At 32.5% G+C, this 20,485-nt stretch carries 20 protein-coding genes; 9 read left to right on the top strand and 11 right to left on the bottom strand.

What is annotated here, in order from left to right; genetic code table 11:
• Nucleotides 1-71 precede the first annotated feature (71 nt).
• The 4 genes from EV145_RS09325 (at nt 72) to EV145_RS09315 (ending at nt 3,473) form a co-directional block, all read left to right on the top strand.
• Complete coding sequence (locus EV145_RS09325) at nt 72-830, top strand: family 16 glycosylhydrolase (RefSeq protein ID WP_133524947.1); 759 nt, start codon at nt 72-74, stop codon at nt 828-830.
• A gap of 303 nt (nt 831-1,133) precedes the next feature.
• Nucleotides 1,134-1,718, top strand: coding sequence for an RNA polymerase sigma factor (locus EV145_RS09320; RefSeq protein WP_035648741.1), 585 nt, complete (start codon nt 1,134-1,136; stop codon nt 1,716-1,718).
• 49 nt (nt 1,719-1,767) lie between these two features.
• Nucleotides 1,768-1,911 carry a hypothetical protein gene (locus tag EV145_RS22390; protein WP_166638431.1) on the top strand — a complete coding sequence of 48 codons (144 nt, stop codon included), beginning with the start codon at nt 1,768-1,770 and terminating at the stop codon, nt 1,909-1,911.
• Between the two features lie 500 nt (nt 1,912-2,411).
• The gene (locus tag EV145_RS09315; RefSeq protein ID WP_133524946.1) at nt 2,412-3,473 is read left to right on the top strand and encodes a tetratricopeptide repeat protein; all 1,062 of its coding nucleotides are present in this window, start codon (nt 2,412-2,414) and stop codon (nt 3,471-3,473) included.
• A gap of 144 nt (nt 3,474-3,617) precedes the next feature.
• Here the strand turns inward: EV145_RS09315 and EV145_RS09310 are convergent, their stop codons facing one another.
• Entirely contained in the window at nt 3,618-4,274 is a 657-nt protein-coding gene (locus tag EV145_RS09310) for an endonuclease III domain-containing protein (RefSeq protein ID WP_133524945.1), read from the bottom strand.
• Between the two features lie 341 nt (nt 4,275-4,615).
• On the opposite strand from EV145_RS09310, the gene bcp reads away from it, so the two are divergent.
• Nucleotides 4,616-5,068 carry a thioredoxin-dependent thiol peroxidase gene (gene bcp, locus EV145_RS09305; protein ID WP_133524944.1) on the top strand — a complete coding sequence of 151 codons (453 nt, stop codon included), beginning with the start codon at nt 4,616-4,618 and terminating at the stop codon, nt 5,066-5,068.
• 166 nt (nt 5,069-5,234) lie between these two features.
• On the opposite strand, the gene EV145_RS09300 is transcribed toward bcp, so the two are convergent.
• Nucleotides 5,235-6,695 carry a TonB-dependent receptor gene (locus EV145_RS09300; protein ID WP_133524943.1) on the bottom strand — a complete coding sequence of 487 codons (1,461 nt, stop codon included), beginning with the start codon at nt 6,693-6,695 and terminating at the stop codon, nt 5,235-5,237.
• A 90-nt stretch (nt 6,696-6,785) separates the two neighbouring features.
• On the opposite strand from EV145_RS09300, the gene EV145_RS09295 reads away from it, so the two are divergent.
• From EV145_RS09295 to EV145_RS09285, 3 genes are read left to right on the top strand one after another with little or no spacing between them, the layout of a single operon-like run.
• Nucleotides 6,786-7,550: an MBL fold metallo-hydrolase gene (locus tag EV145_RS09295; RefSeq protein ID WP_133524942.1), complete on the top strand. Its 765-nt coding sequence runs from the start codon at nt 6,786-6,788 to the stop codon at nt 7,548-7,550.
• A gap of 12 nt (nt 7,551-7,562) precedes the next feature.
• Nucleotides 7,563-8,066: a hypothetical protein gene (locus EV145_RS09290; RefSeq protein ID WP_133524941.1), complete on the top strand. Its 504-nt coding sequence runs from the start codon at nt 7,563-7,565 to the stop codon at nt 8,064-8,066.
• A 48-nt stretch (nt 8,067-8,114) separates the two neighbouring features.
• Nucleotides 8,115-8,546, top strand: coding sequence for a hypothetical protein (locus EV145_RS09285; RefSeq protein WP_133524940.1), 432 nt, complete (start codon nt 8,115-8,117; stop codon nt 8,544-8,546).
• Nucleotides 8,547-8,626: 80 nt separating this feature from the next.
• Here the strand turns inward: EV145_RS09285 and EV145_RS09280 are convergent, their stop codons facing one another.
• From EV145_RS09280 to EV145_RS09260, 5 genes are all read right to left on the bottom strand, one after another.
• Entirely contained in the window at nt 8,627-9,187 is a 561-nt protein-coding gene (locus EV145_RS09280; RefSeq protein ID WP_133524939.1) for a cysteine hydrolase family protein, read from the bottom strand.
• A gap of 71 nt (nt 9,188-9,258) precedes the next feature.
• Entirely contained in the window at nt 9,259-9,903 is a 645-nt protein-coding gene (locus EV145_RS09275; RefSeq protein ID WP_133524938.1) for an alpha/beta hydrolase, read from the bottom strand.
• 112 nt (nt 9,904-10,015) lie between these two features.
• Nucleotides 10,016-10,342 carry a hypothetical protein gene (locus tag EV145_RS09270; RefSeq protein ID WP_133524937.1) on the bottom strand — a complete coding sequence of 109 codons (327 nt, stop codon included), beginning with the start codon at nt 10,340-10,342 and terminating at the stop codon, nt 10,016-10,018.
• A 4-nt stretch (nt 10,343-10,346) separates the two neighbouring features.
• The gene (locus EV145_RS09265) at nt 10,347-11,597 is read right to left on the bottom strand and encodes a dihydroorotase (protein ID WP_133524936.1); all 1,251 of its coding nucleotides are present in this window, start codon (nt 11,595-11,597) and stop codon (nt 10,347-10,349) included.
• 155 nt (nt 11,598-11,752) lie between these two features.
• Nucleotides 11,753-13,681: a vWA domain-containing protein gene (locus tag EV145_RS09260; RefSeq protein WP_133524935.1), complete on the bottom strand. Its 1,929-nt coding sequence runs from the start codon at nt 13,679-13,681 to the stop codon at nt 11,753-11,755.
• Nucleotides 13,682-13,930: 249 nt separating this feature from the next.
• On the opposite strand from EV145_RS09260, the gene EV145_RS09255 reads away from it, so the two are divergent.
• On the top strand, nt 13,931-15,043 hold the full coding sequence (locus EV145_RS09255) for a lactonase family protein (protein ID WP_133524934.1): 1,113 nt from the start codon (nt 13,931-13,933) through the stop codon (nt 15,041-15,043).
• 159 nt (nt 15,044-15,202) lie between these two features.
• On the opposite strand, the gene EV145_RS09250 is transcribed toward EV145_RS09255, so the two are convergent.
• The 4 genes from EV145_RS09250 to EV145_RS09235 all read right to left on the bottom strand — a co-directional run bounded on the left by EV145_RS09250 (nt 15,203) and on the right by EV145_RS09235 (nt 20,401).
• Nucleotides 15,203-16,555: a DEAD/DEAH box helicase gene (locus EV145_RS09250; RefSeq protein WP_133524933.1), complete on the bottom strand. Its 1,353-nt coding sequence runs from the start codon at nt 16,553-16,555 to the stop codon at nt 15,203-15,205.
• Nucleotides 16,556-16,665: 110 nt separating this feature from the next.
• Nucleotides 16,666-17,034, bottom strand: a complete 369-nt coding sequence (locus EV145_RS09245; RefSeq protein WP_133524932.1) for a response regulator transcription factor — start codon at nt 17,032-17,034, stop codon at nt 16,666-16,668.
• Nucleotides 17,035-17,042: 8 nt separating this feature from the next.
• Complete coding sequence (locus tag EV145_RS09240; RefSeq protein WP_243739239.1) at nt 17,043-19,256, bottom strand: DUF4838 domain-containing protein; 2,214 nt, start codon at nt 19,254-19,256, stop codon at nt 17,043-17,045.
• Nucleotides 19,257-19,261: 5 nt separating this feature from the next.
• The gene (locus EV145_RS09235; RefSeq protein WP_166638430.1) at nt 19,262-20,401 is read right to left on the bottom strand and encodes a YaiO family outer membrane beta-barrel protein; all 1,140 of its coding nucleotides are present in this window, start codon (nt 20,399-20,401) and stop codon (nt 19,262-19,264) included.
• Nucleotides 20,402-20,485: the final 84 nt, after the last annotated feature.

Here is a 20,485-nt window from a genome sequence, read left to right as displayed (position 1 = left end):
ATTAGTAAGAGTGAAATGAGAAGGTCAGTTTAGGCTGGCCTTTTCAATTTTTATAATTTTAAAATAAAACTATGAAAAAGGTGTTTATATTGCTGTTAATCAGTAGTTATTGTTTTGCGCAGGAAGTAAAAAGGAAGCTTGTCTGGGAAGAAAATTTCGATAAAAAGGAGTTAAATGAAAAAGAATGGAATTACGAACTTGGCGACGGCTGTCCTAATCTCTGCGGATTTGGAAACAATGAAAGACAGATTTATACCAAAACAAATCACGAATTTAAAGATGGAAATCTAGTTATTGAAGCTAGAAAAGAAGGTTCTAAATACACTTCGACTAAAATTACCACCAAAGGAAAAAAGGAATTTAAATATGGCCGAATTGAAGCTCGAGCGAAATTGCCTGTTGGTCAAGGAATCTGGCCTGCATTCTGGATGTTAGGAGCAAATATCGACGAAGTTCATTGGCCAAAGTCAGGTGAAATAGATATTTTAGAATATATTGGACGCGATCCAGGAATGGTTTACACTACCTTGCACACACAGGACAGCCACGGAAATACAATCAATACTAAAAGAACGCCATATCCTAATATTGAAGAAGGATATCACATATTTGCAATTGAATGGACTAAAGAAAAAATGGACTTTTTTGTAGACAAAACATTAGTTTATACTTTTAATCCACCAGTAAAAAATGAAGACACTTGGCCTTTTGATCAACCTTTTTATATAATTGTCAATTTAGCAGTTGGAGGAAATTTTGGAGGACCGGAAGTAGATGACAAAGTGTTTCCGCAAAAGTACTATGTTGATTACGTACGTGTTTATCAATAAAAAGACAAAAAAAAAGATGTAAATAGTTATAAGTGTTTAATTGTAAGTTATTTATGTCTTTTTTTTATTGATTTTTCATGCGTAAAATTTAAGGTTTTAACGGACTTTGCTAATAAAATTTAACGTATCTACGTGTTTTTTAAGTTTTTATTGTTAATTATTATGTATTTTATTTGCTTTTTAAAATAATAATTTGTTAAATTTGATCACTTAATTAACACAACTAAAAAAAGAGAAGCCTATACAATAAAATTACTTTTTAGAAAATTACTCCAAATTAAAAAAAACTAAAAAAGTAGTATTATGGCTCATCTGCATATTCCAGACGCTCTGTTAGTAAAAAATTATATCGACGGCAATGAAGTTGCACTGTCGACATTAATTAAAAGGCACGAATCTAAGATATATGGTTTTATATATTCTAAGATCGCCGATAGAGATATTTCAAATGATATTTTTCAAGACACTTTTATTAAGGTAATCAAAACCTTAAAAAGTAATTCCTATAATGAAGAAGGTAAATTTTTGCCTTGGGTAATGCGTATATCTCACAATTTGATTGTGGATCACTTTCGTAAAACCAAAAAAATGCCAATGTACAGAGAAACAGAAGAGTTTTCAATCTTCTCTGTAATGTCTGATGATTCTTTGACAATCGAAGGAAAAATGATACTTGATCAAGTTGAAATAGACTTAAAAAAACTAATTGAAGAACTTCCAGATGATCAAAAAGAAGTACTGGTAATGCGTATGTATCAGGATATGAGTTTCAAGGAAATCTCTGAATTGACAGACGTTAGCATCAATACAGCATTAGGAAGAATGCGTTATGCATTGATGAATTTGAGAAAAATAATTGATAAACATCAAATTATTTTAACCAACTAATACTATTTTGAGTATTAACTCGTTATACTGTATATAAACATTTTATAGTATGGCAAAAATTTACTCTAAGAAAGCGTTAGCTTCTAAAAATTTAAAACCTAAAAAAGAAGTTGTTTCTTTTTTACTAAGTTATTCACAAGCATTAACTGTTGTGAAAATCGAAGATAAAACTTTTGATATTATAGCAAATTAATAATCGGCAATTTAGGCCGAAAGTTTATTGTTAACGAAAAAGCCAAATGGTCGTTTTGGTTTAAAACTCACTTTTAGTATGTAAAATACTGACAGTGAGTTTTTTTTTGCTCTTTGTTAAAACAATAGAAAATTATGATAAATTAGCGGTTTTAAGAAAATGTTATGATTTGGCTAAAAAAATATTCACATTTTATTGTGTATTCATTTTTTAATTCTATTTTAGATAAAAATATGTAATGTTTGCATGAAATATCCGTAAACAATGGTATTTATAGCGTAAATACTGTTAAAAAACAGATTATTGTAAATAATAGTAAAAGTGTTTAATCCTTTAAAATATATAATATGATAAAAAACTACTCTAGCTAACTTTTAAGTTTGATGATTTTTGAATCCATTAATTTGGATATCGAAAATACAATTTTGGTCCACTATGGATAACCAGCAAAATTGTTGAGAGAAGAACCCAATCTATTTAACTATCAAACTTGATCTACAATGAAAATGAAACTAATGATTTTATCAATTGTATTGATAAATGTTGGGATGTATGCCCAAAAAACACAAATAAAAGATGCGCAGGCAATTTTTGATAAAGGTAATTCGCAAGAAGCAATTACGATTTTAAATAAGACAGAATATCTTATCATAAATGCTCCTGATGAAGACAAATCTGATTTTTATTTTTTAAAAGGAAATGTATTAAAAGATTTAGCCAGCAAAAATATTGATGCAGCAAATAACTTCAGCCTTGCATCACAAGCTTATCAAGATGTGTTTTTGTTCGAAAATGAATCAGGAAAATTTAAATTTACTGTAAAAGCTGCAACAGCTTTAAAAGACATGAAGGCTGACTTGGTAAACGGCGCTATGGCCGACTTTAAAGCTGGAAAGTTTAAAGAAAGTGCCGATAAAAGCTACAAAGTATATTTGTTTGACAAAAAAGATACGCTGAATTTGTTCAATGCAGCTTCATCATCTATAAATGCTAAAGATTATAACTCGGCAATTAAGTACTATGAAGAATTAAAGAAAAAGAATTATTCTGGACAAGGCGTTGTTTATTATGCAACAAATAAGAAAACAAAAGAAGAAGATGCTTTTATTTCGCCAAAAGCTAGAGAATCAGCCATTCAGCAAGGACTTTATGAAAAACCAAGAACAGAGTCGGTTCCTTCAAAAAAGATAGATGTGCTCAATAATTTGGCTTATTGTTACATGGAAAACAAAGATTATGCAAAGGCTGAGACGGCATATAATTATGTTTTAGAAGTAAATCCTAACTATGTTGATGCCTATGTTAATTTAGCATATCTAAAATTACAGCAAAAAAAGGCTTTGACTGATGAAATTGCCAATTTAGGAACTACGCCTAAAGAAATGCAGCAATATGATAAGCTAAATGCAAGAAAAGATGATATTGCAAGAAGTGCCATTCCATATCTTAAAAAAGCGCTTACTATAGAACCTAAAAATGAAGATGTAACAAAAACACTTTTAGGAGTTTACAGATCTCTTGATATGACTACTGAATATAATGCTTTAAAAGCGGGAATGTAATAAAATGGAATAATTAGAGAATGTGATAATTAGATAATTTATTATAGTAAATCTTTGTAAATACATTATTTAATTGTCTAATTATCAAATTAACACATTAAAAGATTAACAAAGGCACAAAGATTTTAATCTTTGTGCCTTTTTTTATTTCGTCAATTTTGCCATTTCTTCGATAATTGATTTTTTTCCAACAGTTCTCGTGATAATATCTTTTTCAAGACTCCAGCCTCTTGCAGGCGAATATTCACGTCCGTACCAAATAATCTGAAGATGCAAATCATTCCATATTTCTCTCGGAAATAATCTTTTGGCATCTTTTTCTGTCTGTACAACATTTTTTCCATTCGAAAGATTCCATCTGTACATCAATCTGTGAATATGTGTATCAACCGGAAAAGCAGGAACTCCAAAAGCCTGAGACATTACTACACTTGCCGTTTTATGCCCAACGGCTGGTAATTCTTCAAGTGCTTCAAAACTCTGAGGTACTTCTCCGTTATGCTTATCAATTAATATTTGCGATAAGCCATGAATTCCTTTTGACTTCATTGGCGATAAACCACAAGGGCGAATAATTTCTTTAATTTCTTCAACCGACATTTTAACCATATCGTATGGATTATCAGCTTTCGCAAACAACAAAGGCGTAATCTGGTTTACGCGAACATCGGTACATTGGGCAGATAATAAAACCGCAATTAAAAGAGTATAAGGATCTTTATGATCAAGCGGGACAGGTATGGTAGGGTAGAGTTCTTTTAACGTATTTATAACAAATTGTACGCGAGCTTCTTTATTCATTTCCGTATTTTTAATCCCGTAAAAATAGCATAATTTTAATGATGTGCCTAATCCAGCTTTCCGTTTCAACTCCTCATTATGCTAGTAACATTTTTAAGTATTTAAAAGAGCTTCCGCTGGTCGCTTTTTAAATGCAAAAAATGTAAACTATCATAATTCCGGGGTTTTCACTGCAATCTGGGGCAAAGAGTTAAGAGTTATGAATTATGAATTATTTTAAAGTTACAATTCAAAATCATATAATCTAAGAAGTCTAAGCAAGTCTAACAATCTAAGAAGTCTAAGCAAGTCTAACAATCTAAGAAGTCTAAGCAAGTCTAACAATCTAATAATCTAAATAAATGACAACACTAAAAGCAGGAGATAAAGCGCCAAATTTTTCAGGAATAGATCAAGAAGGAAAAACGCACAAACTGGCAGATTATGCCGGAAAAAAATTAGTAGTTTTCTTTTATCCAAAAGCAAGCACGCCGGGCTGTACAGCCGAAGCCTGTGATTTAAGAGATAATTTTCACCGTTTTCAGGCAAATAACTATGAACTTCTTGGAGTAAGTGCCGACAATCAAAAAGCGCAAACCAAGTTCAAAGAAAAATACGAATTGCCATTTCCTTTATTGGCAGATGAAGATAAATCGGTTATCAATGCATTTGGAGTTTGGGGGCCAAAGAAATTCATGGGAAGAGAATACGACGGAATTCATAGAACCACCTTCGTAATCAATGAAAAAGGAATTATTGATGAGGTAATCGAAAAAGTAAAAACAAAAGAACATACTACGCAGATTTTGAAATAGTATTCAGTTGCAGTATTCAGTTGAAGTGTTCAGTCGCAGTTTGTCAGGCTGAGCGAAGTCGAAGCCCACGTTCCAATTGGAGCGCCCTTCGACTTCGCTCAAGGTGACAACTGACAACTGCGACTGAATACTAATAAAAAAAGTCCCAACTAAGGGACTTTTTTTATTAGGTATTTTGTTCTAATTCTTTTTGAGGATGATACCCAAAAAGATGGTGTTCTTTTATAATTTCTGCAACTCCAGAAGGAAGCATTGGTTCCCAGCCCGTCTTTCCTTGGCCAATCATTTTCAATACTTCGCGAGAGAATACATTTAATATATCTGGATTGTAGTCTTTAATATCAACCACTTTTCCATTGAATTTAAAGAATTTGTACAATTCTTTCATTCGAGGGTGAACTTTTAAATTGTCAGAAGTAATAATTTCTCCGTTATCGCCTAACATTGGGTATAAGAATACTTTCATGTCGCGGTAGAATAATTTTCCAAACGCTTCCAGAATTCCTCCACTCAAATGACGATAGTATTTCTCATCAAAAATGTCAACTAAGTTATTTACTCCCATTGCCAATCCCATTCGAGCTTTGGTATAGTTAGAGAAATATTCAACAACTTTATAATACTCTTGGAAATTCGAAATCATTACAGTTTGACCAAGAGAACAAAGCAATTCGGCTCTGTCCATAAAATCACGTTCGTCAATTTCACCATCAGAACGCAAATTCGAAAGTGTAATTTCAAAAACTACTAAAGTATTGTCTTTGTCCACTTTATTCTCGCTCAGAAACATTTTTAATGATTTCTCATACATGTCAAGATTGACATTGGTAACTGGGCGGAAACTCCCTCTAAAAGCAAGAAGATTTTTTTTGTATAAAACGGCAGCAGGCAAAACGTTCTTTCCATCCGGATTAAACATTACGGCATCTGTCATTCCGTTTTTAACCAATTGCAAACTCATTAAACGATTATCAACATCGGCAAAACGAGGCCCTGAAAAGTTAATCGTATCAATTTCAAGCTGATCTTTGTCTAAGTGATCATATAGATAACGCAGTAAGCGTTTTGGATCATTGTATTTGTAAAAAGCACCGTAAATTAAGTTTACACCTAAAATTCCCAGTGTTTCCTGTTGTAGTCTTGCGTCAGTTTCTTTAAAACGAATGTGAAGAATGATTTCGTTATAAGCTTCGTCTGGTTCAATTTGGTATCTTATTCCAACCCAGCCGTGACCTTTAAATTGTTTAGCAAAATCAATAGTTGCAACTGTATTTGCGTAGCTGAAGAAAAGTTTGTTTGGGTGTTTTTCTCTACTTAAACGCTCTTCGATCAATTCACCTTCAAATGTCAGCATTTTTTTAAGGCGGTTTTCAGTGACATAGCGGCCGTCGCCTTCAATGCCATAAACGGCATCACTAAAATCTTTGTCATAGGCAGACATCGCTTTTGCAATTGTTCCCGATGAACCTCCGGATCTGAAAAAGTGCCTAACAGTCTCTTGTCCAGCACCAATTTCGGCAAATGTTCCGTAAATATTCTCGTTTAAATTAATGCGTAACGCTTTGTCTTTTATAGAAGGAATCTGTTCGATGACCTTGTCACCTTTGAGTTTTATTTCTGTACCCATTTTATTTTAAATAGATTTGTTACAAAGTTAGTAAATTAGGCTTCTAATGAAAGAGAAATAATCCTATTTTTGTAAAAAAATTAAGTTCAATTGAAGGTCTATTTTTTAGGTACTGGTACTTCTCAAGGTATCCCAATTATTGGGGTTGATCATCCCGTTTGCAAAAGCACTGATGCTAAGGATAAAAGGCTCCGCGTATCCATATGGATTTCGTGGGACGAGCATTCGTATGTAATCGACTGCGGTCCTGATTTCAGACAGCAGATGCTTTCCTGCGGATGCCGAAAACTCGATGCTATTTTATTCACGCACGAACATGCTGATCATACAGCAGGTCTGGATGATATTCGTCCGTTTAATTTCAGACAGGGCGAAATTCCGGTTTATGCGCATCAGCGTGTAATTGCTAATCTGGAACGCCGTTTTGAGTATATCTTTGAAACCGTAAACAAATATCCGGGCGCGCCAAGCATTAAAACAATTGAAGTTTTAAATAATAAACCTTTTGCAGTTGGTGATAAAACGGCTATTCCGGTAAATGTTATGCACGGTGATCTTCAGGTGTTTGGTTATCGTATTGATGACTTTGCTTATTTAACCGATGTAAAAACAATCGAACCGGCCGAAATCGAAAAATTAAAAAACTTAAAAGTTTTAGTTGTAAATGCATTGCGCGTTGAACCGCACGATACACATTTTAACTTGCAGGAAGCACTTGATTTTATTAATCTTGTTAAGCCTGAAAAAGCTTATTTAACTCATATCAGTCATGTTTTAGGTTTTCATGAAGAAGTGCAAAAAACGCTTCCTGAAAATGTTTTTCTGGCTTATGATAATTTAGAAATTACAATTTAATTATACCACACAATGAAAAAATCCTTAATGCTTTATCTTTTTATTCTTGCTATTTTAATGAATGTGTTTACTTATATGTTTTATAGCGGGCAAGTTAAATTTGAGCAAGATCGATATGATAAAACTACTAAGAAGCTTAGAGACAGCATAAATTTGGTTTCAACCAAATTGGCTGATGCCGATTATTTTTCGCTAGAACATAATGAAAATGCACAAAACTACTTTGATAACAGTGCTTCTGGAGGAAAAGTAATTTTGTACGAAAAACTAATTCCGGTTGTAACTGAAAAGTTATTAGATTTAAACGAAAATCCGAAAGGGAATCCATATACAGGTCAAGATATTATTGGAGGAAAGAAATTTATCATCAATAAAGTCAAAATTTTAAACCACAGATGGATTATTGCAGATTACAGCAATGGAGAATTATGGGGAGAAGTCTTGTTAAAATACTTTGTAAATACTGATGAAAGTATTACATTTGAAATAAATCAAACTTGGTTATATCAAAAATAGGATTTTTTAATCCTATTTTTTTTGCTCAATTTTTAAATTAATAGGATTATGAAAAAGATAATTTTGCTTGCAAGTATTGTAATTTTGGCATTTTCTTGTGCCAAGAAAGTTTCTCAAGAAAATAAAGATTCAAAAGAACCAGAACAGTCAAAAACGGAAATTAAAGTTGGAGCAGACTCAGACACTCACGGTTGTAAAGCTTCTGCGGGATATACTTGGTCAGATCTGAAAAAAGAATGTATCCGAATTTTTGATGGAACAAAATTGTCGCACTATGATGACGGAAAAGCTTATACAACAGCGTCATATGTAGTTTTTGACGGAAATAAAGCTGAACTTTTTCTAGATACTCAAAAAGAATCTATCATCTTAGAAAGAAAATCCGAAGGTGATTCTTGGAAAAAAGACGATTTAGAATTAATTCCTTGGAAAGGTTATGTTTTGAAGAAAGCGGGGAAAATTATTTATTCAGGAGAATGATTTAGTATTCAGTCTCAGTTTGCGGTTTAGAACTTTTTCAAAGTTTCAAACTTTGAAAAAGTTCTAAGCTAGTATAAAAACTATATAATTTCTTTAATGAAATCGGAAGTTACTATCTTAGCAAATTCTTCATTCAAACTAGCTAAAGCAGTTTGGTGAATTAATTCGGCAGAGAATTCTTCTCCGTTTATTCCTTTTTTATTGAAAGTTGCGGTTGCATCAGAAATTAAATAAGTAGTGTATCCAAAATTTCCAGCCATTCTTGTTGTAGTAGAAACACAATGATCTGTTGTTAAGCCTACAATAACAACGTTTGTTATTTTAGCATCATCAAGCAGGTCTTTTAAGTTTGTTCCAATAAAAGCGCTGTTGACATTCTTTTTAATGATAATTTCACCTTCTAAAGGTTTTACAACATCATGAAATTCATTTCCTGGACTGGTTTCGTTTAAAATAGAATTAGGATTTGAAGAACAATGCTGTATGTGAAAAACAGGAAGTTTTTTAGATCTCCAGATTTCTAAAAGTTCGCCGGCCTTTTGTTCAGCATCAATATTATTTCGATCGCCACCCCAATAAGCGACGTCATGAAAACCTTTTTGAATATCAATTAAAATTAATACAGGATTATCTAATTTCATAATAATAATTTTTTAAAAGGTTGGTTTAATTGTTGAAACCACTGAGCACTAAAAAAACTGAACACTGAACACTAGCTCAAAAGCCAATTCTTAAAATCAAAGAAATTCTGCGGCGCAACACCGTGACCAACAGGATATTCTTTATAAACAACAGGAATATTTAGTTTCTCTAAAATTGCAGGCGTTTTTCTTGCCCATTCAATCGGAATAACTTGATCTACAGTTCCGTGTGATGCGAATATTTTCAAGTTTTTAAAGTCATTTTTCTCAAAACCTTCTTTAATGATTTCTTCATTAAAATAACCGCTCATTGCTACAACTCTCTGAATTTTTTGAGGATATGAAAGCGCAGCAGAATAACTCAAAATAGAACCTTGGCTGAAACCAATTAAGGTAACATTATTACTATCAATTGGATAATTAGCTACTAATTCATCAATAAATTTAGCAATTAAATCACGTGAAGTTTTGGCTTGCTCATTGTCTGAAAATTTATTTTGATCTGCATCAAAATTGATTGCGTACCATGCGTAAGCTCCATATTGCAAATCATAAGGCGCTCTTGCAGAAATGATGTAGTAATTATCTGGAAGTTCAGAGGCAAACGAAAATAAATCGGCTTCGTTGCTGCCGTATCCGTGTAATAAAAGCAATAACGGATTTTTATCTAAAATTACTTTTGGTTCTTGTATTTTATATTCTAAAGATAGATTCATTTTTTTTAGTTTTCAGTCGCAGTCACTGTTTTCAGTGACTTTGATAAAGTTTTTGGAATTCGGACCCGAGCGCTAGCAAACAGGCGAAGCAATTTATTTTTTGGAATTTTGATTACCCTATAGATTTAAACCATTTTTGAAACAATTCGCCAACTAACGGAATTGGTTTCATTTGGCCTTGAATAGCAGTAAAGATTCCGTAGGTCCAAAGAATTGAAATACAAATCCACATTGGGAAAGTGATAAAAAAGCTGTCAAAATTACTGATTATAGCTCCGAAAGAAATAAATGTCAACGACAAACCTAAAGCTTGACGAATATGAAACGACGCAAAACTGTTTTTGTTTTCAGAATTCATAGACATGGCAATCAAAACACCGATAATTAAAATATAACTGGTAATGGCGATTGATTTTCCCTCTTCGATTGTATTCTTCATTGTATTATTTTGTAACAAGTTGATTTTGATTTAAAATTCCGTAAACAGAACCTTTGATTTCGGTTCCTAAAAAGGCAGAATTTTTAGATTTTGAAAGAATGTTTTCTTTTTCAAAAGTTGATTTTCCTTCTGGAGTAAAGAGTGTAAAATTGGCTTTTGCACCTTCTTCGATTGTATTATTTTCAAGACCAAAAATTTCCCTTCCCGAAGTTAGTTTTGCAACTACAGTTTCTAATGGTAAAACGCCCAATAAAGCTCCAAAAGCACTTTCTAAACCAATGGTTCCATTTTTAGCCGTATCAAATTCCATTTTTTTGAATTCAATATCAATTGGGTTGTGATCTGATGTAATTGTATCTATAGTTCCGTCAGCAATTCCGTTTAATAGCGCTTGTCTGTCAACCTCGGTGCGTAATGGCGGTGTCACTTTAAAACGTGTGTCAAATCCGTCCAGTTTTTCATCGGTTAAAACCAAATGATGAACAGAAACACTTGTCGTTACATTTAATCCTTTAGCTTTAGCTTCTCTAATTAATTGAACCGATTTTGCTGTAGAAATTGTCGGAATATGAAGTTTTCCGCCTGTATATTCCAATAAAAATAAGTTTCTTGAAATCTGTAGTTCTTCAGCTAAATTCGGAATTCCTTTTAATCCTAATCTTGTAGAAACGATTCCTTCATTTGCAACGCCGTTTCCTTTTATATTTGGATCTTGCGAATAAGCGATCACCAAACCATCAAAATCCTGAACATATTGTAATGCAATTTTCAGCAAATTGGCATTGTCAATACTTTTGTTGTAATCTCCAAAAGCTACGGCTCCGGCATTTTTCATGTCGTAAAGTTCTGCCATATCTTTTCCTTCGCTGGCTTTTGTTAAAGCGCCAATTGGGAAAATTTCTGTTGCAAAACCATTTGCTTTATTTTTTACAAAATTTACTTGAGATTGATTGTCGATGATTGGGAAAGAGTTTGGCTGTAAAGCGATTGCAGTAAAACCACTTTTTGCAGCAACATTTAATCCGTTTGCGATTGTTTCTCTGTCTTCATAACCTGGTTCACCCAACGAGACACTGCTGTCAAACCAACCTTGAGAAATGTGAAGATTGTCAAATCTTACAATTTCGGCATCATCGTTTGGAAGTGAAACGCCTATTTTTTCAATTAAACCATCTGCAATTAAAAGATCAACGGTCTGATTATGAAACGGACTTTTTGAGTCGATAATTTTGGCGCTTTTGATGATTATTTTCATAAGTAGATATTTATTTTATTCAAACATTAAATGTTTTTTGTTTTTACCATTAAGAAATTAAGTTAATAAAGTGAGGAACTTAATTTTCTAAACATTAAAAAAGTAAGTTCATAAAGTGAAAACTTAATAATCTTAATGTCTTAATGGTAAAAAAATCATTTTACAAATTTTATAATTGCCATTTCTAATGCTAAAAATAACAGTGCAAAGATAACAAACCATTTCCAAATTTGGCTGTCAGTTCGCTCAGTTTGTAAGGTGTTAAAAATGGTCGAAATTGTATCGGCGGTTTTAAAGTCAGAAACCACGTTTGTGTTTACTCGACTTAAATCGCTTTCGGTTCTTTTGTAATTAAAACTTAAATTTTCAACCCATTCTTTTTTATCAAAAATGCTATAATTCCCAGCTGTTTCGGGGAAATCATTGAATGTTAATTTGACTTTATTATTCAGAATCTGCTGAATCGGAATAAAAGAATCATCTGCTCCTTTTACTTCTAAAATTGCATCTTTTGTCAGCAAAACATCAACAAAATAAGGCTGGTTGTTTCCAATTGTCAAGGCATTTACACCGGTTTTTTGATTGTTCTGTGCTATTTTGTAAAATAACGGAACAATTAAAGGCGATTGCTGAAAGTTTGAATTCGTAGAATTTATGGGTGCCGAGAATACTGTAATTCCGGAAGTTGGATTTTGAATTGCAGTTACAAAGGCACTTTGATCTTCATATGATAAAACCGCTGGATAAGGGCTTGAAATAGCGAATGAAGTGCCGGTTTTTGGATACTGGAAATTCGTAATTTTATTTTCAAAAACGCCAGAAAATAATGGATGATCAAAATTGATTTTGGTAATTAATTTACTTTCGGTTTTGAGATTATTAAATTGAACTTTTCCAAAATTCGCTAAAAAAGAATTCAAATTTGAAATTGAACTTTTTTCAGAAGGAATTACCACGATATTTCCACCTTTAGAAACAAATGCTTTCAAAGTCGTCTGTAAAGCTTGCGGGATTTCAACTAATTCGTTTAAGATTATAGTATTTTGTTTTTCTAAACTATTATAATCTAAAGTACTGATGGAATAATTATTATAATTAAATTCTGCAGAAGTATAAATTCTCGACAAGAAATTACTTTTTTCAGGTTCACCAATACTGATTACGTTTGTTTTTTTGTTTTTAGAAATGCTGAAAAACAATTTGTTGTCATAAGTTAAACCATTGTCTTCGATAGAAACATAACCGTGAAAAGCTTCTTTCGGAATCGTGAAGTTGATTTTCTTTTTCTTCGAATCAAAAGTAATAATCGTTTTCGCAATCAGTTTGTTTTGATTGTATAAAGCAGTCGAAATTGGTTTGAAATCTTCACCATAAGCTGATAAATCGATACTTATTTCGTAGAAATTCTCCAAAGTTTGGTTAATGTAGACACTGTCAATTGAAACATTGTTTTTTTGCTCAGCTTCAGAAAGTATAAAATAGGGTTTTTCTTCAGAATCAATATTTTTAATATCGTTTTCTTTTAAACCAACGGCGTCAGAAATAATAATGATGTCTTTTTTATGTGCCGATTTATGAGCCTTTACTTTTGCCATTATTGACGAAAGTTCAAATGGAGTTGCACTGTAGTTTAGATTCTGTAAAGCACTTTTGGCCGACTTGATATCTGTATTCCAAAAATTTTCGGTATTTGTCAATAAAGAAAACTGAGCAGTTTCGGGCGTATTTTCCAATAGTTCCTGAACAGCACGTTTTAGCAATTCGCCTTTTTTGCCTTTTGCCTGCATGCTGAACGAATTATCTAAAATAATATACATTTCGTTTGAGGCATTTTTGCTGTCTTTGGCTTCAAAAAAAGGTTGTGCAAAAGCAATGATGGCGCAAGTAAGCAGTAATAATCGAGTGGCAAGCAATAAACGTTTTTTGATTTTAGAACTTTTTCGGGTCTGAATTGCAAGCTCTTTTAAGAAACGGACATTGGTAAAATAAGAAGTTTTAAAACGTCGTAATTGAAATAAATGAACCAAAATTGGAACAATCAATAAAAACAGAAAGTATAGAATTTCGGGATGTTTAAAATGCATTCTGGCTTCGATTTACTTCGTTACGTTTTGTTTTTCGCGAAGATGCTGGTCAAAAATACAAATTAAAAACTATTAAACCATATAAGTTCATAGAAGAGATTATAAGTAGAAATGTTTAAGTATCCTAAAATGAACTTAGATAACTTATATGGTGGAAATCCTTTTTAAAAATGTAACTTTTCTCGTTTTATTTGTAATGATCAAAAAGATATTATTGCGTATTTTAGCGTATTCAAAAAATAATAGAAAATGAAAAAATTATATGTGATCTTATTTTCGGCTTTAGCAGTTACAACGATGAAAGCTCAAAATAAATTCAACTTGTTAGTTGGAACTTATACTAATAAATGCCAAAGTAATGGAATTTACGTATATGAATTTAATGCCGATTCTGGGGCTTTTAAATTAAAAAACTCATCAGAAAATGTTATCAGTCCGAGTTATTTGTCGGTTTCTGCAAATAACAAGTTTGTATATGCCGTAAATGAAAACGGAACTCAAAGTGCAGTGAGCGCGTTTGGATTTGACGCGGTTTCGGGAAAACTTAAATTTTTGAACACAAATGATGCTTTAGGCGCAGATCCTTGTCATTTGATTAATGATGATAAAAATGTAATTGTTGCTAATTATTCTGGGGGGAGTATTGTGGTTTTTAAGAAAATTGCAGACGGAAGCATTTCAACAGTACAGCAATTAGTGCAACACGAAGGAAAAGGTCCTAATGTGGCGCGTCAGGAAAAAGCGCATGTGCATCAAGTTGTTTTTTCACCAGATAAAAAGTTTGTTTTGTCTAATGATTTAGGTTTAGATAAAATATTTATCTACAAATATAATCCCGCTGCAAAAAATGAGATTTTAACTTTAAAAGGATCTGTTGATGTAAAAGCGGGAAGTGGACCAAGACATTTGACCTTTAGCAAAGATGGCAAATTTGTCTATTTAGTTCAGGAACTTGATGGAACATTGACAACTTTAAGTTATGATAAAACGGGAAATCTAAAAATAGTTGCAGAAACAAGTATTCTTCCTAAAGGATTTACAGGCGGAACTGGCGCTGCAGCAATTAAAATTTCGCCTGACGGACAATTTTTATATTTAACTGACCGTGTAGATGCAAATGCAATTTCGGTGTACAAAATTTTGAAAAACGGAAGTTTAGAATTGGTCGAACAGCAAAGTACATTAGGAAAAGGCCCAAGAGATTTCGCTATTGATCCATCAGGAAATTACCTTTTAGTTGGACATCAATACACAAATGATGTTATCATTTTTAAAAGAGATAAAGCAACAGGAAAGCTTACAGATACTGGAAAACGAATTGAATTGTGTTCTCCGGTTGGGTTAGTTTTTACAAAAATATAATTTTAAGGTTCTAAGTAGCTAAGATACTAAGGCACTAAGATTTAAAAACTAAAAAGGCGAAATTAAGTTATTAACTTAATTTCGCCTTTTTAGTTTTTTTTATTTCTCTAACCTTAGAACCTTAGCATCTTAGTATCTTAGCTACTTAGAATCTAAAAATTATTTATCCTTATCTTTTCTCTTCTTATCTCTGGTCTTCAACATATTTCGATTGACAGAACCATGTGTTTTCTTTTTAGTTTTTGAAGGACCTCCAAGATTGACTTTTTTATTCTTTTTAGATTTTTCATGAAAAGCACCTTCACCTTCAAGTTTTACCTTTTTCATTAAAAACTTAATCGGCTGTCTGTCTTTTTCAGGTTCAATCAATTTTGTTGAAATTTCGACTTCTTCAGGGAAATCAGTAATTTCAAGTTCCTGATTCATTAAAAGTTCGGTTTCAATTTTGAATTCTTCTTCTCTTGGCGTTACAAAACTAATTGCAGTTCCAGTGGCATCTGCACGGCCGGTACGACCAATTCTGTGCATATATAATTCAGGTTCTTCTGGAAGTTCAAAGTTGATTACGTGCGTGATATCAGAAATATCTAAACCTCTCGCCATAATATCTGTAGTGATCAAGCCTCGAAGATTTCCTTCCTGAAATTCGGCCATTGTGCTCAAACGGTAATTTTGAGATTTATTAGAGTGAATAACACCAAATTGTCCTTCAAAAAACTCTTCAACACGCGTATGAAGCATGTCTGAAATCTTTTTATTGTTTACGAAAACCAAAACACGATTCATGTTTTCGTTCGTTTCCAGTAAATGTTTCAGCAGATTTACTTTTGTATTGAAATTCGGAACATTATATGTAATCTGAGTAATTTTTTCAAGAGGAGTTCCTGAAGCTGCAAGTGTTACTTCTTCTGGAAAATCAAAATAATCATTTAATATATCATCAACTTCGTCTGTCATTGTAGCAGAAAACAGAATGTTTTGACGTTTTGTTTTCATCATTGCCAAAAGTGAAGTCAGCTGTGGTCTGAAACCTAAATTCAGCATTTCATCAAATTCGTCGATTACTAATTTTTGAGTATCATCAAAACGAACAACAGCGTCAAGTGCCAAATCCATTGTACGGCCCGGCGTTCCAACTAAGATATCAACTCCTTCGTAAACGGCTTTTTTCTGAGTATTAATATTTACACCTCCATAAATGCCTAAAGTTTTAACCGACATGTATTTAGTCAATTTTTCAACTTCTTCGACAACCTGAACTACTAACTCACGAGTTGGTACTAAAACAACAATTTTAGGTGTATTGGTATTCGTAAATTTATATAATTTTAAAAGAGGCAGTAAATAAGCAAATGTTTTACCTGTTCCGGTCTGTGCAATTCCCATCATATCACGTCCAGACATGATTACAGAAAAAGATTTTTCCTGAATAGGAGTAGGCGTAACAAAGCCTAATTCGTCAACAGCTTTTTGTAATGATTTTGGAAGATTGAATTTTTCGAAAGTGCTCATTTGCATTAAATTTTGTGCAAATATAGCTATAAATAGCTGAAAAATTGGTATTTCTTCGAAATTACAAAAACTTAAGCGATTCATATTTCTTAAAAATAGAGTTTGAATTACTACAAAAATCGTTTTATTCGCAATAAAAGTTCGTTTGGATTAAAAGGTTTTGCAATAAAATCATCAACGCCTAATTTAAATGCTTCTTCGACCGTATCTTCTTCTTCACCAAGCGACGAAAGCGCCACCACACGTATCTGAGCGTAATTTTTTTTAATGTGACTGATGATTTCTAGTCCTGATTTTAACGGAATAATAATGGTAGTAATCACTAAATCAGGCATAAAACTTCCTATTTGCTCAAGTGCGCTTATTCCATCTTTAGCAACACTAATTTTGTAACCTTCTCGATTTAAAATAAATTTTAGAATTTCGATAGCCATATCATCGCTGTCGATAATCATAATTTTTTTTTCACTGCTGTTCATTTTGGCTTTTATTTTTTAAAAAGTTCGATCTCATCAATCATAACCATTGGCTTTTTATTCTTTCTTTCTCTCCAAGCTGGTAATTCTGTCTGGTTTTCAACAAGCACTTTGATTTTTGCAAAGCTATTAAAGCTTTGATTTTCAAATCCCCAAGATTTCGTTGTAATTTCAAATTCTTCTGTTAACGTATCACAAATTTTCTCTTCTATAAGCTTCCATTTCTGATTTGCAAAACCATAAATTTTTATTTTTTTTGGAGTAAAAATCCAATGACGCTGATCATTTAGAAAGTTTAATTTGAGAATATTAAAATTTAATTTATTTGTTTCAATTTCAAAAGAAGGATTTGTGCTGTACCATCCAATCCAGTTGATATTAAAGTCTTTATAGCCTCGGTTTCCGTCTGCTAAACCATAACTTCCTTTTCCTTTAAAATCTTCTGAAGGAGGTGTTAAGTAGTTGATTTTTAAGTCTTCGCCTAAATGTGTTGTTTTGTTTTTACAGATCTCCAGCCATTCTTTATAATAATTATCAGGAGAAAGGCCATCTTCGCTTAATTCATAAATTCCTAAGTCATTACACGATTTAGTAAATTGCAAAACTCTCTCGGTCAAACCATCTTTTACTACCTTCTCTCCATTATTATTTACGACAAACATTCCGTGTTGGTTTTTCCCATAAAATTTAGATTGTTCAAAATAGGTATATTCTAAAGCCAGCCTCAGTTTGTGAACTCTGCCTTTTAAAGTTGTATCGTCAGCTACAGCATCGGCAGCTTTTTCCAGCAATTGATCGTATTGATCCATATTTGCAGGCGTAAGAAATGAATTTCGAGCTTGTACGGGACCCGAATAAATATCTAAATAAACATTGCTTTTATTTTGATTTTCGGTTAAAGCTTTTAAATAGTTGGTTATAAAGGGAGCAGCTTTTCCGTAAAAGCCTCTTAAAAAATCAGCTGTTGTTGCTTGAATATTGGTTTCGGTATCCCATAATAGTTTTGCCAGAAGGTATTGTCTTAATTCAGAGAAATCTCCTGGAACATCGGCATAACCTTGAACAAATAAACCTTTTACTTTATTCTTTTTAAAGAGCTTGTAATTACTCTGAAAAGGCTCGAAATTTGGAAAAGGTGACATATAATTCGAAAATTGAACCGTATAATCCCATAAAAACAAATGCGGAGAAGTATTGCTCCAGTTTTCTAGTGTTTTTACAAATGAAGGTTCATTTTGGGCCGTAATTGTTTTTCCCCGATTTAATTCGATTGGACAGAAAATAGTATAGATATTTGGCGCAATTTTTAGATTTACAGGCGGTTTAAAAGTATGTAAATATGCAAGTGTTGTAATTTTTGTATTTGGAAAATGAGACGCAATTTTATTTAAAAAATAATATAGAGAGCCTTGCGGGCCACCATGTTTTTCATTCATTTTTCGGCATTCTGCACATTCGCAATACACCACGTCATCATTTTGGCTAACGGAATAGAATTGAGCATTTGGTTTCTCTTCAATCATTTTTGCCATTTTTTTCTCAACGAGATTGACAACTGTATCATTGGTCATACATAAAGATTCTCCATTTCTTTTTCCCTGATAAAGCGCAAAAAGCTTTGGATTGCTTTTAAAATATTCTTTTGGTGGAACAAGAAGATTAAAGGAATGTCCCCAAATTGCAAAATCATTTAAGTGCCAGTCGAGTTTATGCCAATCTCTAAAAGCTTCGTCGTAACAATCGGGAAAAAAAAGCGCTCGATAATCAAATGAAGGCTGGTAACGTTTAAGCGTATTTTTAGCAAACGTAAATTGATCAACTTTTGGAATATAGGTTTCAGTGGCAGAAAATTTCCGGAATTCCCAAATTTCCAGCAATGTATATACGGCATAGCGCATTGATCGCGAATTTTCAGCAATCAGATAAATGGATTTTGAATCACTTTTAATAATGAAATCATTCGGCTTCAGTTTTTCTTGTTCTGAAATTTCTAAGATTATTTCAGATTGATCAGTATCTTTTTTTTCGCCTGAAATATTATCAAATTCCTTTGCAAAAGCTTTATCGATATATTTTTTTAATAGTACAGCAGCGTCACGAGAATCATCTGATTTTGAGAGAATACTATTTTTATTTGTTATAATAATTTCAGATTGTGACATCATATTAAAATTAAATATGGAGAAAATGAGGAGCTGTAAATATATCTGATGCTTTTTTTTCATGATTTCTAAAATTTATATTGCAATAAAAAGGCAAAATCAAGTTCAGTTTGATATTTATTGGACGTATATTCTTGCTCGTTTGCAGTGATTAAAATTCCTGCTATATAATGACTTTTTATAAGTTTGTTAAAACCCGCACTGGCTCTAAAAGATTTTAAAGTCATCCTTGCTTCATATTCGGCAGCGCGTGTTCTGTCATCTGGGGAAGTTCCGTAACCGGCAATCAAAGTTACGTAATCAAATTTTGTTTTATAATAATATCGAGATGTAAAAGTAAAAGAAGGTCCTTCATTTTGAATAAAAGATCTAAGATTTAGCCAGTAAGAGCCAAAATACTTGCCAAGACCTATATTAAGTGATGTAACATCACTATTGTCCTGCGACTTAATATAGCGAATTCCCAGATCAGCTTCCCAGCCGTGTTTAAAGTTATGAAAATAAGAGTAACCTAATCGCAATTCAGGAAAAGCATCATCTTGACTGTATGCGGCATCTAGGTAGGAATAATTATTGTTTTTTGCATACAGATAGGATTCAACTTCAAATTGAAGTCCGCTTGCCATTATGTAATTCGAAGAAAACCTTTTTGCATAACTAACACGCCCAATTAAACTTCCCCATATACGCTGTCTTAGGTAATCAGCGCTTGCTAAATTCCAGGGGCCAATTCCGTCTCGGCTAATAGTTGTGTAATTGTAATATATTCCAACACGGTCCATATTAATTTTTGAATAAAGCTCATAAAGTCGCTGTTCGATTTCGGGATCATGTGGAAATTTGGTCCTAATTGATTTTAGATATTTAGCTTCATTTTCAATATCACCTTTTGATGAATACATGGCGATTCGTCTTAACCGAAATGTTTTGTCATCGGGATATAATTCAATCGCTTTATTGGCTAAAATTAAGCCTTCATCATATTTTTTTTCTTCTAAGTCTAAATTTATGAGATACAGAAAAGCTTCCTGATACTTTGGATTTTGTTCAATTACGTATTTGTAATAGTACCTTGCGCTGTCTTTTACATTTGTCAAATCATAATTTCGCCCTAAAAATAAATGAAAATCAAGATAATCTGGAGCCATTTTTTTACCCAATAAAGCACGCTGAATGTTGCGATTATAATCAGGATGAGCATTTTTCATGTCATTGGTTATAACGATCAGAAGACTGTCAGTATCAATTTTTTGGGCTTTTATATTTTGGTTAGAAAATATAAAAAGACAGAG

The organism is Flavobacterium sp. 245, from assembly GCF_004362055.1.
Lineage (GTDB): Bacteria > Bacteroidota > Bacteroidia > Flavobacteriales > Flavobacteriaceae > Flavobacterium.
This window is presented reverse-complemented; position numbering and strand designations above follow the sequence as displayed.